The following is a 16,065-nucleotide window of genomic DNA, read 5'->3' as shown; positions in this document are numbered from 1 at the left end:
ATGGAGTCATGATGACGCTGAATCACTATATTGATCATACCCTTTTAAAACCACAAGCAAGTAAAGAAGAGATTTTGGCTTTAATTGAAGAAGCAAAGCGTTACGAGTTTGCTTCTGTTTGTGTTAATCCATACTGGGTGGAGTTAGCTGCAGAGCAGTTGGCAGAAAGTTCTGTCAATGTTTGTACAGTTATTGGCTTTCCATTGGGAGCAACGTCATCAGCTGTTAAGGCTTATGAAGCTTCAAATGCAGTGGAAAATGGAGCTGATGAAGTTGATATGGTTATCAATATTGGTGCTCTCAAGTCAAGCTTTTATGACCAAGTGCAAAAAGATATTGAAGCAGTTGTTGACGCTGCCAAAGATGCTCTTGTCAAAGTTATTATTGAGACTTGCCTTTTGACAAATGCAGAAAAAGTTAAAGCATGTGAGCTAGCACAAGCTGCGGGTGCAGATTTTGTCAAGACTTCAACAGGTTTTTCAACGGGTGGTGCGACAATTGAGGATGTCAAGCTTATGCGTCAGACCGTTGGACCAGATATGGGAGTCAAAGCTGCAGGCGGTGCACGTTCTTATGAGGATGCCAAAGCTTTTATAGAAGCTGGAGCATCACGCATTGGTACATCTGCTGGTATAGCTATTATGGAAGGTCAAATTTCAGATGGCGGCTATTGAAAAAGCAGAGCTGATAGAGGCAGCTGTCAGTGCTTCTGAACAGGCTTATGTTCCCTATTCACATTTCAAGGTGGGAGCTGCGCTTTTAACACAAAACGGTAACATCTATAATGGCTGCAATGTTGAAAATGCTTCTTACGGCTTAACTAATTGTGCAGAGCGAACGGCTATTTTTAAGGCAGTTTCAGAAGGTTATCGCGATTTCGCTGCTTTGGCTGTTTTTGGCGAGACACAAGAACCTATCTCTCCATGCGGAGCTTGCCGTCAGGTTATGGTGGAGTTTTTTAACCCTGATTCTAAGGTGATATTGATTGCCAAAGATAAATCGACAGTCGAGATGACAGTCGGGGAGTTGTTACCATACTCTTTTACAGACGTTAACTAGTCTGGAAGATTTTTTGAAAAAGCAGGTTTACTTGCTAGTTTATTGAGGAGGACTGTTCAAGATGAAATTGAACAAGAAATTTATTGGTTTGGGCCTTGCTGCTGTTGCGGTAATTGGTCTTGCAGCGTGTTCGCGTAACAGCAAATCATCATCAGAGTCTGCTGTTAAAGCAGCTATCATTACGGATACCGGCGGTGTTGATGACAAATCATTTAATCAGTCAGCTTGGGAAGGTCTGCAAGCGTGGGGTGAAGAAAATGATTTGAAAAAGGATACGGACTACACTTATTTCCAATCAGATGACGAATCACAGTACGCTACAAACTTGTCGTCAGCTTCTGATAAAGGCTATAACTTGATTTTTGGTATTGGTTACCAATTACATGATGCGGTTTCTGATGCTGCTTCAGAAAATGAAGATGTTAATTATGTCATTATTGATGACACAATTGAAGGACAAGATAATGTTGCCAGCGTTCTTTTTGCTGATAATGAAGGTGCCTACCTTGCTGGTATTGCCGCAGCGAAGCAGTCTAAAACAGGTAAAGTTGGCTTTGTCGGCGGAATGACTTCTGACACTATCACACGTTTTGAAACAGGATTCAAAGCTGGTGTTGCTTCAGTTAACCCATCAATTGAAGTACAAACAGAATATGTTGAGTCTTATTCGGATGCTGCCAAAGGTAAAACGATTGCAGCAACAATGTATTCATCAGGTGTAGATGTTATTTATCATGCTGCTGGCGGTTCTGGTACGGGCGTCTTTACACAGGCTGCTGAAATTAATTCAGCACTTGATGCTGACAGTGAAGATAAGGTTTGGGTTATCGGTGTTGACCGTGATCAGAAAAAAGAAGGTGCTTATACTTCTGCAGATGGTAAAGAATCTACCTCTACTTTGACATCAACTATCAAAGAAGTTGGTACTGTGGTTAAAGATATTGCCAATGCACAGCTTGATGGCGAAGACTTCGAAGGCAACAAAACAACAACTTATGGCCTTAAAGACGGTGGCGTTGATATCGTAACAGACGATTTGTCAGATGATATTAAATCAGCTGTTAATCAAGCCAAACAAGATATTATTGATGGTAAAATTACTGTTGATGATGGTGTTAAATAAGTTTAACGCTTAAGAAGAAAAGAAGGGAGCCTGAAAAGATGATATTTCAGACTCTCTTTTTCTGAGATAAGATAAGTTTTTATCTCGGTAAAGCTAACTAGTCTTCTATTTGGCTTTACTGACATAAAAAAATAGGTCAAAAATCGAAAGGAAAACCTACACTTATGACAACAGAACCTGTCATTGAAATGCGCCAAATTACTAAAAAATTTGGTGATTTTATAGCTAATGATCAGATAGATTTGCAAGTCAAAAAGGGTGAAATTCATGCTCTGCTTGGTGAAAACGGTGCTGGCAAATCAACTCTTATGAATATGCTTGCCGGTCTTTTGCAACCAACTTCAGGTGAGATTTTGGTCAATGGTCAATCCGTTGCTATTTCTTCTCCCACCAAAGCAACGCAACTGGGAATTGGAATGGTTCATCAGCATTTTATGTTGGTTGAAGCTTTTACTGTTGCTGAGAATATTATTTTAGGAACAGAGACGACCAGTGCTGGCGGTGTTTTGAATTTGAAGCAGGCTGCTAAGGAAATCAAGGAATTATCTGAACGCTATGGGCTAGCTGTTGATCCTAATGCTAAAGTATCTGATATTTCTGTAGGTGCTCAGCAACGTGTGGAAATTCTAAAAACACTCTATCGCGGAGCTGATATTTTGATCTTTGATGAGCCAACAGCCGTTTTGACCCCTGCTGAAATTGAAGAACTGCTGACCATTATGAAGTCCTTGACTAAAGAAGGAAAATCCATTATTCTCATTACTCATAAATTAGATGAAATTCGAGCGGTTGCTGACCGTGTCACGGTTATTCGCCGTGGAAAGTCTATTGAGACAGTTTCCATTGAAGGAGCTAGCAATGCAGATCTTGCTGAGATGATGGTTGGACGTTCTGTTTCTTTTAAAACAGAAAAGAAAGCAGCACAGCCAAAGGAAAAAGTTTTGGTGATTCAAAAATTAGTTGTCAATGAGAATCGCGGTGTGCCTGCTGTGAAAAATCTATCATTGGATGTACATGCGGGTGAAATCGTTGGGATTGCAGGAATTGATGGCAATGGCCAAACAGAGCTTATTGAAGCTATTACGGGTATGCGTAAGGTGAAATCAGGCAATATCAGTATTAAAGGCAAAGAGGTCAGCCATTTGTCAACACGGCAGATTACAGAGCTAAGTGTCGGACACATTCCGGAGGATCGCCATCGTGATGGGATGATTTTAGAATTGACAGTTGCTGAAAATATGGCCTTGCAAACCTATTATAAAGAACCTAATTCTAAAAACGGCATTCTTAATTACAATGTTATCAATAAGAAAGCGCGCCAGCTAATGGAAGAGTTTGATGTGCGCGGTGCCAGTGAACTTATTGCTGGTGGAGAACTTTCAGGTGGTAATCAGCAAAAAGCTGTCATTGCACGTGAAATTGATCGCAATCCAGATCTTCTAATTGTCAGTCAGCCAACCCGCGGTTTAGATGTTGGTGCTATTGAATATATTCGTAAACGCCTAATAGAAGAGCGTGATAAGGGAAAAGCAGTTGTTGTTGTTAGTTTTGAATTGGATGAGATTTTAGACCTGTCTGACCGTATTGCAGTTATTCATGATGGTCGTATTCAAGGCATTGTTGATCCAGCTGAGACTACCAAGCAAGAATTAGGTATTCTCATGGCTGGCGGTTCTGTGGAAAAGGAGGCTGCAAATGTCTAAAAAAATACAAATCTGGGCAGTTCCGTTAATTGCTGTTTTGGCAGGTATGCTGCTTGGGGCTGTTATCATGCTGGCCTTCGGTTATGATCCTTATTGGGCCTATTATGACTTGTTTAGCACAGCCTTTGGTTCTGCTAAAAATATCGGAGAAATTTTTCGTGCCATGGGGCCGCTCATTCTAATTGCACTTGGCTTTTCGGTTGCTTCTAGGGCTGGTTTCTTCAATGTTGGGCTGCCGGGACAAGCTTTAGCGGGCTGGACAGCTTCTGTTTGGTTTGCCCTGTCCTTCCCTGACTTACCTAAAGCAGTTTTATTTATCTGTACTGTTTTAATTGGTTTAGTTGCTGGAGGAATTGCTGGTGCTATTCCAGGTATATTACGTGCCTTTTTAGGAACGAGTGAAGTTATTGTCACTATCATGATGAACTACATTATTTTGTACACATCTAATTACCTTCTTCAAAATGTTTTTGCAAAAGACCTCTTGCGTTCGTCATCTGCAACAAACAAAGTTTCTGAGGCGGCTTCCTATCAAACAGAATGGTTATCGAATTTAACGCATCATTCACGTATGAACCTAGGAATCTTTCTGGCACTTGCGGCAGTTTTTCTTATCTGGTTTTTGATGAAAAAGACAAGTACAGGTTTTGAAATTACAGCTGTCGGACTCAACCCTAATGCCTCTGAATATGCTGGGATGAATGCTAAACGTATCATTGTCATTTCTATGATTATCTCAGGAGCTCTTGCTGGTCTGGGAGGAACAGTAGAAGGTCTTGGAACATTTGAAAATGCTTATGTACAATCAAGTTCGCTCAGCATTGGCTGGGATGGAATGGCTGTTGCGCTTCTGGCAACTAACAGTGCTATTGGAATCCCATTTGCTGCCCTTCTTTATGCCATTCTTTCCGTTGGAAAATCCGGAATGATTGGTGTTCCGTCAGAAATCATTGATGTGGTGTCTGCTTTAATCATCTTCTTTGTTGGTGCAGACTATATTATTCGCCGCTTTGTTAAGCCGCGTCAGAAAAAAGCAGCGGAAGGAGGCAAGAACTAATGTCATTTATACAAATCATTGCCCTTTTGGTGACTTCCATGTTGGTTTATTCAGCACCGCTGATTTTCACCTCAATCGGTGGTACTTTCTCTGAACGTGGGGGAATTGTAAACGTGGGTCTTGAAGGCATCATGGTTATCGGTGCTTTCGTTGGGGTAGTTGTCAATATTTCATTTGCAGATACTTTTGGGAAAGCAACACCTTGGATTGCTGTTTTAGTGGCAGGTGTGATTGGAATTGTTTATTCACTCATTCATGCTGTTGCTACTATTAATTGGCAGGCAGATCATGTTGTTTCAGGGACTGTCTTGAATTTGATTGCACCATCTCTTGCAGTATTCCTCTGTGACGTCCTTTATGGAAAAGGGCAGACTGACACAATCAAGTATTCCTTTAACCGTATCAGTATTTCTGGTCTTAAGGACATTCCAATTATTGGGCAAATTTTCTTTACCAATATTTCTGTAATTGCTTATGTGGCCATTTTGGTATCCATTTTGTCTTGGTTTATCATTTTTAAAACCCGATTTGGCCTTCGTCTGCGTTCGGTTGGTGAGCATCCGCAAGCGGCAGACACACTGGGAATCAATGTTTATCTCATGCGTTATTACGGCGTCATGATTTCCGGTTTCTTTGGGGGAATTGGCGGAGCTGTTTATGCGCAATCTATTTCAAACAACTTTGCTGTGACTACTATCGCGGGTCCAGGTTTCATTGCACTTGCTGCCATGATTTTTGGCCGTTGGAACCCTATTGGTGCCATGCTATCAAGTTTATTCTTTGGATTGTCACAATCTCTGGCTATTATCGGAAGTCAAATCCCAGGGTTAAAAGAAATTCCTTCCGTTTATTTGCAAATCGCCCCATATGTATTGACTATCATTGTTTTAGCAGCCTTTTTTGGAAAGGCAGTTGCTCCTAAAGCTGATGGTGTCAACTACATCAAATCAAAATAAGAACAAAAAGTCTTCATTTTTGGAGACTTTTTTATTAATAATATAAAAAACTAAATGAGAGCAATATAGCTGTTTGACAACTATTTTAGAACTTGTTAGACTCAAAATAAGCTATCAAATTAGCTGATAAGTCAATTCAAGGAATTAAAAAATTGTCTCTTAAATAATAACATAGACATCAAATATTTAGAGGGTTGAGATTGGTAAATCACTGTTAGCTATTGGGACAGTCAGAATAAATTGGAATCGGTCAACGTATTAATCAGAGTGATAATCATATAATGTTTATTGATAAAGAATATGGTTATCTAGTTAATCAAGTTTATGATATTGATAAATATAAATATATTCATATTACTACCATCATGTAATTCTATATAAAAAAGAAATTAATGAATCGTTGATTTAGTTTAGTATTGCAGTTATAGGAGAAATAATAATGATAAATTGGTTCAAAACAAAAGCGAAACAAGATAGGCTTATAGAAAAAGAAATAGCAGAAGAATTTTCTTCAAAATATATAACTCCTAATGGGAACGAGATATTTGAGATTGCATTTTATGCAAGCCCCAGTACTCCTAAAGATTTTACGGGAAGCAGATATTATGGATAAGAACACGAATTGGAAAGTAACTGCGGCTGTGAGAATGTGCAGGAAGCAACTGTATGGGGATATGGAAGTGACTATATAACCTTAAAAAGAAAGGATTGTGAAGGAGATGTTCAAAATTTAACAATAAATTATTGGAAAAGATAAAATGATGATAACTGATCAGGATTATAGATATATTGCAGACATATCATACTGGGTGGATAGTGGAAAAAAAGAGAAATTATTTACACCGAAAGAAGAAACAATCATAAATTCAATTGATATAAAGGGATTATCACAAAGTTATCAAATCATTTCTGAACTAGCTAATAATACAAATAATGGTATGCAGGCTATGGCGGTTGCCCCTGTTGTTAATGGAAAAGCGGATACCAGTGAGATTATTCTAGCTTATGCAGGAACAAATTTTAAGGATAAGCGTGATGTGGATACGGATTTACAGATGTGATATCAATGACAGAAAGGTACATTATGAAAAAAATGTCAGATGATCAGTTTAAGAAGATAGAAACTGAATTGGCAAAATATATTGTCAGTAAGTATGAGAATGTTCGAGAAATAGCGTTTACGGGTTGGGGATATTCTAAGAAAACCGGCTATTGGGGCACAATTGTGCTAGTTAACGGCGATAATAGGATTTCTTTTTCTTTAAGTAATGTGGAAAGTATCAGTAGTTTGAGTAGTTCAACCTATCATCCTGATAGTTTTAAGCTGGACAGAAGAATACAAAAGTTAAATATATCTGATATCTCTTTACGTGGTGTTACAGTAGTTTACTCATTTGAAAGAGGCTATTCAAATGATTGAAGATAGTAGTTATGCTAAAATAGCGGGAAGTGTTTATAATGTAGAGCCTAAAAGGGCACGAGAAAAACTTCAAGAAGTAGTTGTACAAAATAGTATTATAGAAGAAGAGCCTACGGAAAATATATTCCAAGTCCTTAAAACAGAAGATCATCCTTTTAAAATAATATTTTGTATTTTGACAACACTGTGAAAAACTGATACACTGGTCGCAAATAATTAGAAAATTGGGGAAGAAAATATCAAAGTATAATATGGATAGAAATCATTAATATTAAGTAAGGAGATAACATGCTATTTAACCGCAAACCTAAGTTAACCAAAGAACAACAGGATAATATTGTAAAAAGAATTATTAGAGGATACGATCCTATTACTTCTGTAAAATTTATAGAGTTTAGCAGAGATTCAAAAACATGCTTTTATTTGTTATCATTGGAATTAAACAATGATACCGGATTAGTAACTACTATAGACACCGAGAATTTTGAGAAATTCAATGATGGAACAGATGTTTTAGGGCTTAACCCTATTAATCGTTTTAAATCCATTGAGAGAATGCGTGATTTGGCTGATGATTTAGAAGTAGATTTAAGTGAAGTTCGTATTACCTATTAAGGTTCAATATAGTGAATTCTAAAGAAATAGTAAACTAGGAACTTGGAGAATAATAGTTGATGATAAGTATAATATATCTAAGGAGGATAATCTAAATGGAGGAATTCGTATTTCCAACAATTCATCTATAGAGTTCAAGGCATACAAGAAGTCTAGTAATTCAATAAGGCAGCTAATATTAAAGTGATCTATTATACAAACCAGTAATTATGCTAATGAAAGAAGGAAACTTATTATGAAAAAAATATCAGATGATCAGTTTAAGAAGATAGAAACTGAATTGGCAAAATATATTGTCAGTAAGTATGAGAATGTTCGGGAAATAGCGTTTATGGGTTGGGGATATTCTAAGAAGACCGGCTACTGGGGTACAACTGTGCTAGTTAATGGTGATAGTAGGATTTCTTTTTCTTTAGGTAATGTGGAAAGTATCAGTAGTTTGAGTAGTTCAACCTATCATCCTGGTAGTTTTAAGCTGGACAGAAGAATAAAGAAATTAAATATATCCGATATCTCTTTACGTGATATTACAGTAATTTACTCATTTGAAAGAGGTTATTCAAATGATTGAAGATAGTAGTTATGCTAAAATAGCGGAAAGCGTTTATAATGTAGAACCTCAAATGGCACGAGAAAAGCTTCAAGAAGTGGTTGTACAAAATAGTATTATAGAAGATGAGACTACGGAAAATATATTCCAAGTCCTCAAAACAGAAGATCATCCTTTTAATGGCATGCAGGCTATGGCGGTTGCCCCTGTTGTTAATGGAAAAGCGGATACCAGTGAGATTGTTCTAGCTTATGCAGGAACAAATTTTAAGGATAAGCATGATGTGGATACGGATTTGCAGATGATCGGAATTGGGAAAACAGAGACACTTCAAACAGGATATAAGCGTTTGCTGTCAGTTCCCATTCCTTTTACAGGACATCAAACTGAATCGCAGGCTAAGACAGCTCTGGCTTTTGCTCGGGAAGTTAAACAAATTTACCCTGATGCTCACTTTACAACGACTGGTCATTCTCTCGGTGAATCATTAGCTATGTATGTTGCTCTAAAAGAAGGGTATCAAAATATCGGTTACAATGGTCCTGATATCCACCGTATGATCAGCCGTGATGAATTACAGTATATGCGTGAACACTCTGATCAGTTTCTCAATTATCGCAATCCTTATGATCCTATTGGCGGTATTACTGGGAATCGAACCCAATCAGCCCACCGTGTCAAGGCGTCAGAAGGACTTTTCAATCCCGTTGTCATTACCAGTTCTTATCATGCTTTATCCAATTGGCAGCATAATGAACGGGGTCAGGTATTGGATTGTCAAGGACAAGTGGCTAGTTACAGCCGAGCGGCTTATTTAGAAGCTTCTTTACTCTCTTTACAAAATGATAGGGAACAAGGAAGCCTTGCCTTATCAAGAGATCAAGAACTAACTAGAACAGCAGAGAAAACTGCAGACCGTACAGAACCAATAAGAGCAGAACAGACCGCCGCAGCTTCTAAAGGGAAATCGCCTTTGTCTTCACCTGAAAGCGGAACACAGCCTAAAAAAATACTTTCAAGAGAAGGAGAGCAAGTACAGGCAGTTCAGGATTCCAGAAAGCTTCCAGAAACTCATACAGTCTCAGAGGCAAAGACAAAGCAGAGTCAGATAAGGTCAGATAAAATGGCGCCATCGGGTTCGGGTCTAACTATGGAGGAGCATAAAGCTGTTCAGAAATCATTGAAAGATTATGCTAAAAAGCACCCAGAAGTTCTTCCAAAAAGAGGAAGAGACAGGGAAAAGGGAGAACAAGCTGAAAGAGGTTGACTATGCATCTTGAACAATGGGAAGATTTTCCTAGATTTTGTTTGGTCATTAATGATGATAGAGCGGTTCTTTTTAAAAAGGGAGATAGCCTAAAACCAGAGATCCTCCAAGAACGATTTTTGCAAGAAGGAGAATCTATTGTTCAGATGCGTTTGAAATTGATACAAAATTATGTTTCTTCTCAACTGACAATTAATTCTTTAGAGCTGGGGCAGTATTTTTTAGATCAGGGGGACTATGATAGCTATAAGAAAGTACGGCGCCTAGAAAGCGAGAATCCCAGATTGTTGCATAAGTTTATCAAAACAAAACTTGCTTTTTTTGGTGATACTTTTTTAAGAGGCTTTATCGCTTTTTATCACCAAAAATTAATAAAAGCAACAACTCTTTATGAAAAAGAGCTTCGGATTATGGGGGAAAAAAATTTGTCAAACAATAAGTTCAATACTTTTATTGCCCATACAGAAGAAGGAGTGCTTTGCAAGGTGAGTCCTCCTTTATCTGATTTTTCTGTTGCTAAAGCAGAATTGGAATTTTTTAAGAAACAGCTTAAGTAAATGGTGGATGTTATAATACGTTCTGATGCTAATCTGCTTTGCTATTTTTTAGAAACTGTGCTAAACTAGAGAAAATAAATTATCGATGTTTGGGAGAAGCCATCGCTAAAAAAAACCATAATGGCGATTATGTGCTCCTAGAAAAACTAGGAGTTTTTTTCTTGCCCAAACCCTTAGGAGGAATCATGAAACGTCAATCGGCCTTGGTTGTTTTCAGTGGTGGCCAAGATTCAACAACTTGTCTTTTTTGGGCCTTGAACCATTATGAGCATGTTGAAACAGTAACCTTTTCTTATGGTCAAAGACATGCGCTGGAAATTGAGGTGGCTAAAACTATTGCTGCAGAAGTTGGGGTCAAAAATCACCTGCTGGATATGAGCCTTCTTGGTCAACTAACCGAAAATGCTTTGACATCCGATATGGACATTGAGCAAGAGGAGGGACAGGTTCCCAATACTTTTGTTGACGGCCGCAACCATCTTTTCTTATCTTTTGCAGCTGTCTTGGCAAAACAGCTTGGGATTACAGATATCGTAACGGGTGTTTGCGAAACTGATTTTTCAGGCTACCCAGATTGCCGTGATAGCTTTGTTAAATCGCTCAATGTTACGCTCAATCTTGCCATGGATTATCATTTTGTTATTCAGACACCGCTCATGTGGCTGAACAAGGCTGAAACATGGGCTTTGGCGGATGAGCTTAGGCAATTTGATTTTGTGCGTCAGAAGACCTTGACCTGCTACAATGGTATCGTAGGATCAGGTTGTGGACACTGCCCTGCTTGTCGTCTGCGTCAGGCTGGATTAGACAAATACCTCAGCCAGAAGAAAGGAAACTAATCATGTATTTTGCTCCTAGGGAAATTATTCAGGAAAGCGGCGCTTCCTTAATTTATAATCCTCATCGTACCATGGTATCAAAAGAATTTCATTTTGATGCAGCGCATCATCTTTTTAACTATGAAGGCAAATGCAAATCTCTTCATGGCCATACTTATCGTCTTGAGATTGCTGTGTCTGGTTTTTTAGACGAGCGCGGGATGGTACTTGATTTTGGTGATTTAAAAGCGATTTACAAAAAGCATCTGGAGCCCAGATTAGATCATCGTTATCTTAATGAAAGTCTCCCTTACATGAATACCACAGCTGAAAATATGGTTTATTGGATTTTCCAAGAAATAGCGCAGCATTTACCTCAAAAACAGAGTCTTCGTTTGGAATACGTGCGTCTTTATGAGACGGCGAGTGCCTTTGCAGAATTTAGAAGAGAGTGTTTAAATGACTAGAGAGCGTGTTTTGAAACTTCCGATTCTTGAAATTTTTGGTCCGACTTTTCAAGGGGAAGGCAGGGCTATTGGGCAGAAAACCATGTTTGTACGAACGGCTGGCTGTGATTATCATTGTGCTTGGTGTGATTCAGCTTTTACTTGGGATGGCAGCGAAAAACCAATACGAATGACCTCTGACGAGGTTATTGCCGAATTGGACAAACTTGGCAAGTACGATTATGTGACCTTATCTGGCGGCAATCCTTGTCTTTTGGCAGCCAATATGGCAGAGCTGGTCAATAAACTAAAAGCGCGTGGTGTAACCTTAGCTGTTGAAACACAAGGTTCTAGGTGGCAGGAGTGGCTGCGCGCTATTGATCAGGTGACTCTAAGCCCTAAACCGCCTTCCGCTAAAATGGATGTCAATCTAGAAACTTTGGATTTCATCGTCAGTCAACTGGATTCAGATAAGGTTACCTTTAAAGTTCCTGTTTTTGACGAAGCAGATTTGACGTTTGCTAAAGCTATTCAGCGACGCTATAATCCTGACGTTCTTTACCTTTCTGCCGGCAATCCTGAGCCAAAGGCAGACGGCACTATTGTATCGGCTCAGCTATCTCGCCTAAAAGAACTCTGGGAACGTGTGGCAGCTGATGATGACTGGGGCAATGTCAGAGTATTGCCTCAGCTTCATACCTTACTTTACGATAATGAAAGGGGAGTTTGATGTCTCAATCTCAAGAAATGAAAAATTTGACCCTGCTTGGCAATCAGTCAGCACCTTATATTTTTGATTACACACCCGAAATTTTGGAGGCTTTCGATAACCGTCATACAGCCAACGATTATTTCATAAAATTCAACTGTCCAGAATTTACTTCGCTTTGTCCCATGACAGGACAGCCTGATTTTGCAACGATTTACTTGTCTTATATTCCTGATAAACTCTGTGTGGAGTCCAAATCACTCAAACTTTATCTTTTTAGTTTCCGTAATCATGGTGATTTTCATGAAAATTGTATCAATACCATTGGTAAGGATTTGGTGGAACTCTTGCAGCCACGTTATTTAGAGGTTTGGGGAAAATTTACTCCACGCGGTGGCTTGTCTATTGATCCTTATTACAACTATGGAAAGCCCAACACGAAATATGAAAAAATGGCGGAGCATCGTCTCTTTAACCATGATCTTTATCCAGAGACTATTGATAATCGTTAATGTGATAAATAAAAAGGGAGTAGGAAAGAATTCAGCAACTAACAAAAGAGTTCATCGGTAAAATGTTATTTTTACTTACTGATCTGAAACAGTCTATCCCTAGACTGTTTTTGATATTTACTTCGCAAGTTTTGCCTTCCGATTAAAAAGATCTCCCAGACCTTTTAACCCCACCCTCGCATAGCTCAAAAGATTCGGGAACTTTTTGAACTGGCAGATAAAGTCAAGTGAATTTTGATATCAATTAGATCAGGTCAAGAGCGTGAAATGCGAACGAAATTGCCATTCAACAGTGGTTGATGGCACTTCAGTGCCTGGTGAACTGTGCAGGGAAACTCTAGGTTAGCTAAAGCCACTTGTTTACCTCAAATCATCAACTGGACGTTTTGAGTCCTAACCGTTGCCTTATGATGATAAAACGAACTCTAATTAAATAGGTTGGACTTTTTGTCCCAACCTATTTTTCAATAAGCTCCGCTTTTTTCAAAGACTTATTCTTCATCGGCTTTTTTGAGTTTAGAACGCATGAGGAACCACATTAAAAATCCAAATAAGAAACCGCCAATGGTCCATAAAATTATTTGCCATAGATTAAGAAAAGCATCTATAAAACTTTCGCCTTGCCACCAGTAAAAAAGAGAGAAGAAAATATACATAAAGAAGCCCCAAAAGATTCCCACGAAGATAGCAATTTTTCTCATTTTTTTGCGAGCAGGGATAAACTCCTTTTCTTCAACCTCGGTGCCAATGATTTTGAGGTGATAGGATGGGATGAGGCTGGCTAAAGGAATAGCGAAGCAATAAATGATGAGATTAGTTGTTAACATCACCCAAGCTGTTGTTTCAGGATTTTTTTGAATCATAAAAACAAACACAACATCCATTATAAGCATAAACCACCAAACAGACATGAGTATGTGGCTGTTGATACGATGTAACTCTTTTTCACGATATTCATCTAACTGTTGTGTTCCATAGAATCGTTTAAGTAATTTTTGTCCAAAGCTTTCGTTATTTTTTGATTTCATATTAGACCTCCTTGCCTTTATCTCGTTTCCCAAAAAAGGGAATTTAAATCAGTCTCCAAACTTTCTGCCAATTTGATACATAAGTCAAGCGACGGATTGTATTTAGCATTTTCAATAAGATTGATAGTCTGTCTAGCTACCCCGACCTGACGAGCCAAAGCTAATTGTGAAAGACCGATTTGCTTACGGTATTCTTTGACTCTATTCATTGAAAAATCACCTACCTTTTACATGTCATATATATATGACATGTATAATATAACAAGTTCACAAAAATGTGTCAATTATATATGACATATTTTTATAAAAATTTGTGATTTGGAGCTGCGCTATTATTCTAAAATATAGAGGAGAATTTTGTAAATTTATTTAATACTGGAATCTCTAACAGAAATCAAAAAAGAATATTTCTAATGGTTATAATAATTGACAGAAAATAATAAAATGTTAAAATATAAGATATAAACTAATTTATCTAAAAAAGAGGGCTAACAGACATGGGGAAGAAAGAATCTCAACGTTTCTCAATTAGAAAGTATAGTTTTGGTGTGGCTTCTGTTCTTTTAGGGACAGCGATGCTGACATTTGGTGTCACTAGTACTAAAGCTGACGAAACAACAACCGCAGAAACAACTTCTAATGTGGTAACTTATAATGAAGGTGATGCGGCCATAACGGATGAATCTATAACCCAATCCACTACAACAACTGACACAACACAAACAAGTCTTGTTAGTACTTTGGAAACTAGTGATGCCACTGTTACAACTAGTACTGTTACAAACAGCAGTTTGGAGGAGGCCAAAGCGTCCGCTGAAAAGGAAGGCGTTCAAGTTGAAGAAACTGCTCCTCAACAACAACCATCAGCGGAAGCAGCCGCTGCTGATAACAGAGAACAAGCAGACAAGATTAATTCGGTAGTGTCAGATTATCAAATGTCTAAGAAACAGTATGCTGCCGAAAAGGCTAAGTATGACCAAGACAAGGCGATTTATGATGCTAAAGTAGCCGAAAAAGCTGCTGCTGATAAAGCAAATGCTGAAGCACAAGCTAAGTATAACCAAGACAAAGCCGCTTATGATATTGCAAAAGCCGCCTATGATACGGCCAAGGCTCAATACGACCAAGACAAGGCTGCCTACGATATTGCAAAAGCAAACTATGATACTAAGGTAGCTGAAAAAGCGGCGGCGGACAAAGCTAATGCGGAGGCAGAAGCGAAATATCAAGAAGAGTTGGCCGCTTATAACACCGCCAAGGCTCAATACGACCAAGATAAGGCTACCTACGATATTGCAAAGGCAAACTATGATACTAAAGTAGCTGAAAAGGCCGCGGCGGACAAAGCCAACGCGGAGGCAGAAGCGAAATATCAAGAAGAGTTGGCCGCATATAACACTGCTAAGGCTCAATATGATCAGGATAAGGCCGCCTACGATATTGCAAAAGCGAACTATGACACTAAGGTAGCTGAAAAAGCTTCGGCGGACAAAGCCAATGCGGAGGCAGAAACGAAATATCAAGAAGAGTTGGCCGCATATAACACCGCCAAGGCTCAATACGACCAAGACAAGGCTGCCTACGATATTGCAAAGGCAAATTATGACACTAAGGTAGCTGAAAAAGCCGCGGCGGATAAGGCCAATGCGGAAGCAGAAGCGAAATATCAAGAAGAGTTGGCCGCATATAACACTGCCAAGGCTCAATACGACCAAGACAAGGCCGCCTACGATATTGCAAAAGCGAACTATGATACTATGGTAGCTGAAAAGGTTGCGGCGGACAAAACCAATGCGGAAGCAGAAGCGAAATATCAAGAAGAGTTGGCTGCTTATAACACCGCCAAGGCTCAATACGACCAAGACAAGGCCGCCTACGATATTGCAAAAGTGAACTATGATACTAAAGTAGCTGAAAAAGCCGCGGCGGACAAAACTAATGCGGAAGCAGAAGCGAAATATCAAGAAGAACTAGCCGCATATAACACCGCCAAGGATCAATACGATCAAGACAAGGCTGCCTACGATATTGCAAAGGCGAACTATGACACTAAGGTAGCTGAAAAAGCCGCAGCGGACAAAGCCAATGCGGAAGCAGAAGCGAAATATCAAGAAGAGTTAGCCGCATATAACACCGCCAAGGATCAATACGATCAAGACAAGGCTGCCTACGATATTGCAAAGGCGAACTATGACACTAAGGTAGCTGAAAAAGCCGCAGCGGACAAAGCCAATGCGGAAGCAGA

At 39.0% G+C, this 16,065-nt stretch carries 21 protein-coding genes; 19 read left to right on the top strand and 2 right to left on the bottom strand.

The annotated features are described in order from the left end of the window. Positions 1 to 11: 11 nt before the first annotated feature. The 18 genes from deoC (at position 12) to queF (ending at position 12,792) form a co-directional block, all read left to right on the top strand. Entirely contained in the window at positions 12 to 674 is a 663-nt protein-coding gene (gene deoC / locus ACVRZ8_RS08575) for a deoxyribose-phosphate aldolase (RefSeq protein ID WP_447448939.1), read from the top strand. Further along, positions 670 to 1,059: a cytidine deaminase gene (locus tag ACVRZ8_RS08570; protein WP_447448938.1), complete on the top strand. Its 390-nt coding sequence runs from the start codon at positions 670 to 672 to the stop codon at positions 1,057 to 1,059. Before deoC ends, ACVRZ8_RS08570 begins: the two co-directional genes overlap by 5 nt. A gap of 67 nt (positions 1,060 to 1,126) precedes the next feature. Next, complete coding sequence (locus ACVRZ8_RS08565) at positions 1,127 to 2,182, top strand: BMP family lipoprotein (RefSeq protein ID WP_447448937.1); 1,056 nt, start codon at positions 1,127 to 1,129, stop codon at positions 2,180 to 2,182. Positions 2,183 to 2,346: 164 nt separating this feature from the next. Next, the gene (locus tag ACVRZ8_RS08560) at positions 2,347 to 3,885 is read left to right on the top strand and encodes an ABC transporter ATP-binding protein (protein WP_447448904.1); all 1,539 of its coding nucleotides are present in this window, start codon (positions 2,347 to 2,349) and stop codon (positions 3,883 to 3,885) included. Beyond that, positions 3,878 to 4,942 carry an ABC transporter permease gene (locus ACVRZ8_RS08555; RefSeq protein WP_447448903.1) on the top strand — a complete coding sequence of 355 codons (1,065 nt, stop codon included), beginning with the start codon at positions 3,878 to 3,880 and terminating at the stop codon, positions 4,940 to 4,942. Before ACVRZ8_RS08560 ends, ACVRZ8_RS08555 begins: the two co-directional genes overlap by 8 nt. Further along, the gene (locus ACVRZ8_RS08550; RefSeq protein ID WP_447448902.1) at positions 4,942 to 5,898 is read left to right on the top strand and encodes an ABC transporter permease; all 957 of its coding nucleotides are present in this window, start codon (positions 4,942 to 4,944) and stop codon (positions 5,896 to 5,898) included. Before ACVRZ8_RS08555 ends, ACVRZ8_RS08550 begins: the two co-directional genes overlap by 1 nt. A gap of 439 nt (positions 5,899 to 6,337) precedes the next feature. Further along, positions 6,338 to 6,511, top strand: a complete 174-nt coding sequence (locus ACVRZ8_RS08545; RefSeq protein WP_447448901.1) for a hypothetical protein — start codon at positions 6,338 to 6,340, stop codon at positions 6,509 to 6,511. 145 nt (positions 6,512 to 6,656) lie between these two features. Next, positions 6,657 to 6,959: a hypothetical protein gene (locus tag ACVRZ8_RS08540; protein WP_447448900.1), complete on the top strand. Its 303-nt coding sequence runs from the start codon at positions 6,657 to 6,659 to the stop codon at positions 6,957 to 6,959. 23 nt (positions 6,960 to 6,982) lie between these two features. After that, entirely contained in the window at positions 6,983 to 7,318 is a 336-nt protein-coding gene (locus ACVRZ8_RS08535) for a hypothetical protein (protein ID WP_447448899.1), read from the top strand. Further along, complete coding sequence (locus ACVRZ8_RS08530) at positions 7,311 to 7,508, top strand: hypothetical protein (RefSeq protein WP_447448898.1); 198 nt, start codon at positions 7,311 to 7,313, stop codon at positions 7,506 to 7,508. The genes ACVRZ8_RS08535 and ACVRZ8_RS08530 overlap by 8 nt, the downstream gene beginning before the upstream one ends. Before the next feature lie 98 nt (positions 7,509 to 7,606). Next, positions 7,607 to 7,933: a hypothetical protein gene (locus ACVRZ8_RS08525; protein ID WP_447448897.1), complete on the top strand. Its 327-nt coding sequence runs from the start codon at positions 7,607 to 7,609 to the stop codon at positions 7,931 to 7,933. A 235-nt stretch (positions 7,934 to 8,168) separates the two neighbouring features. Beyond that, entirely contained in the window at positions 8,169 to 8,504 is a 336-nt protein-coding gene (locus ACVRZ8_RS08520; protein WP_447448896.1) for a hypothetical protein, read from the top strand. Beyond that, positions 8,497 to 9,750 carry a hypothetical protein gene (locus tag ACVRZ8_RS08515; RefSeq protein WP_447448895.1) on the top strand — a complete coding sequence of 418 codons (1,254 nt, stop codon included), beginning with the start codon at positions 8,497 to 8,499 and terminating at the stop codon, positions 9,748 to 9,750. Before ACVRZ8_RS08520 ends, ACVRZ8_RS08515 begins: the two co-directional genes overlap by 8 nt. Positions 9,751 to 9,752: 2 nt before the next feature. Next, on the top strand, positions 9,753 to 10,307 hold the full coding sequence (locus tag ACVRZ8_RS08510) for a hypothetical protein (protein ID WP_447448894.1): 555 nt from the start codon (positions 9,753 to 9,755) through the stop codon (positions 10,305 to 10,307). A 185-nt stretch (positions 10,308 to 10,492) separates the two neighbouring features. Beyond that, entirely contained in the window at positions 10,493 to 11,146 is a 654-nt protein-coding gene (gene queC / locus ACVRZ8_RS08505) for a 7-cyano-7-deazaguanine synthase QueC (protein WP_447448893.1), read from the top strand. A 2-nt stretch (positions 11,147 to 11,148) separates the two neighbouring features. Continuing rightward, positions 11,149 to 11,592: a 6-carboxytetrahydropterin synthase QueD gene (queD, locus tag ACVRZ8_RS08500; RefSeq protein WP_447448892.1), complete on the top strand. Its 444-nt coding sequence runs from the start codon at positions 11,149 to 11,151 to the stop codon at positions 11,590 to 11,592. Further along, positions 11,585 to 12,301: a 7-carboxy-7-deazaguanine synthase QueE gene (gene queE / locus ACVRZ8_RS08495; RefSeq protein ID WP_447448891.1), complete on the top strand. Its 717-nt coding sequence runs from the start codon at positions 11,585 to 11,587 to the stop codon at positions 12,299 to 12,301. Before queD ends, queE begins: the two co-directional genes overlap by 8 nt. Continuing rightward, a complete protein-coding gene (gene queF, locus ACVRZ8_RS08490; protein WP_447448890.1) occupies positions 12,301 to 12,792 on the top strand; it encodes a preQ(1) synthase in 492 nt (163 codons plus the stop codon). The genes queE and queF overlap by 1 nt, the downstream gene beginning before the upstream one ends. Positions 12,793 to 13,283: 491 nt before the next feature. On the opposite strand, the gene ACVRZ8_RS08485 is transcribed toward queF, so the two are convergent. Together ACVRZ8_RS08485 and ACVRZ8_RS08480 are read right to left on the bottom strand one after the other, a co-directional pair. Then, positions 13,284 to 13,820: a DUF3278 domain-containing protein gene (locus ACVRZ8_RS08485; RefSeq protein WP_447448889.1), complete on the bottom strand. Its 537-nt coding sequence runs from the start codon at positions 13,818 to 13,820 to the stop codon at positions 13,284 to 13,286. A gap of 17 nt (positions 13,821 to 13,837) precedes the next feature. After that, a complete protein-coding gene (locus tag ACVRZ8_RS08480) occupies positions 13,838 to 14,029 on the bottom strand; it encodes a helix-turn-helix transcriptional regulator (RefSeq protein WP_447448888.1) in 192 nt (63 codons plus the stop codon). A gap of 288 nt (positions 14,030 to 14,317) precedes the next feature. Between ACVRZ8_RS08480 and ACVRZ8_RS08475 the strand changes: the two genes are divergently transcribed. Continuing rightward, positions 14,318 to 16,065: YSIRK-type signal peptide-containing protein (locus ACVRZ8_RS08475; protein ID WP_447448887.1), on the top strand; the 1,748-nt coding region annotated here is incomplete at its 3' end.

The organism is Streptococcus dentiloxodontae, from assembly GCF_053206925.1.
The sequence above is the reverse complement of the archived record's forward strand: the minus strand, read 5'-3'. Positions and strand labels throughout refer to the sequence as shown.

Bases quoted from the DNA above. Each gene is read 5' to 3' on its own strand.
- ACVRZ8_RS08485 (WP_447448889.1), bottom strand. From the start codon at position 13,820: ATGAAATCAAAAAATAACGAAAGCTTTGGACAAAAATTACTTAAACGA.
- deoC (WP_447448939.1), top strand. From the start codon at position 12: ATGACGCTGAATCACTATATTGATCATACCCTTTTAAAACCACAAGCA.
- ACVRZ8_RS08480 (WP_447448888.1), bottom strand. From the start codon at position 14,029: ATGAATAGAGTCAAAGAATACCGTAAGCAAATCGGTCTTTCACAATTA.
- queE (WP_447448891.1), top strand. From the start codon at position 11,585: ATGACTAGAGAGCGTGTTTTGAAACTTCCGATTCTTGAAATTTTTGGT.
- ACVRZ8_RS08515 (WP_447448895.1), top strand. From the start codon at position 8,497: ATGATTGAAGATAGTAGTTATGCTAAAATAGCGGAAAGCGTTTATAAT.
- queD (WP_447448892.1), top strand. From the start codon at position 11,149: ATGTATTTTGCTCCTAGGGAAATTATTCAGGAAAGCGGCGCTTCCTTA.
- ACVRZ8_RS08550 (WP_447448902.1), top strand. From the start codon at position 4,942: ATGTCATTTATACAAATCATTGCCCTTTTGGTGACTTCCATGTTGGTT.
- ACVRZ8_RS08510 (WP_447448894.1), top strand. From the start codon at position 9,753: ATGCATCTTGAACAATGGGAAGATTTTCCTAGATTTTGTTTGGTCATT.
- ACVRZ8_RS08555 (WP_447448903.1), top strand. From the start codon at position 3,878: ATGTCTAAAAAAATACAAATCTGGGCAGTTCCGTTAATTGCTGTTTTG.
- ACVRZ8_RS08545 (WP_447448901.1), top strand. From the start codon at position 6,338: ATGATAAATTGGTTCAAAACAAAAGCGAAACAAGATAGGCTTATAGAA.
- ACVRZ8_RS08530 (WP_447448898.1), top strand. From the start codon at position 7,311: ATGATTGAAGATAGTAGTTATGCTAAAATAGCGGGAAGTGTTTATAAT.
- ACVRZ8_RS08560 (WP_447448904.1), top strand. From the start codon at position 2,347: ATGACAACAGAACCTGTCATTGAAATGCGCCAAATTACTAAAAAATTT.
- ACVRZ8_RS08535 (WP_447448899.1), top strand. From the start codon at position 6,983: ATGAAAAAAATGTCAGATGATCAGTTTAAGAAGATAGAAACTGAATTG.
- ACVRZ8_RS08525 (WP_447448897.1), top strand. From the start codon at position 7,607: ATGCTATTTAACCGCAAACCTAAGTTAACCAAAGAACAACAGGATAAT.
- ACVRZ8_RS08520 (WP_447448896.1), top strand. From the start codon at position 8,169: ATGAAAAAAATATCAGATGATCAGTTTAAGAAGATAGAAACTGAATTG.
- queF (WP_447448890.1), top strand. From the start codon at position 12,301: ATGTCTCAATCTCAAGAAATGAAAAATTTGACCCTGCTTGGCAATCAG.
- queC (WP_447448893.1), top strand. From the start codon at position 10,493: ATGAAACGTCAATCGGCCTTGGTTGTTTTCAGTGGTGGCCAAGATTCA.
- ACVRZ8_RS08540 (WP_447448900.1), top strand. From the start codon at position 6,657: ATGATGATAACTGATCAGGATTATAGATATATTGCAGACATATCATAC.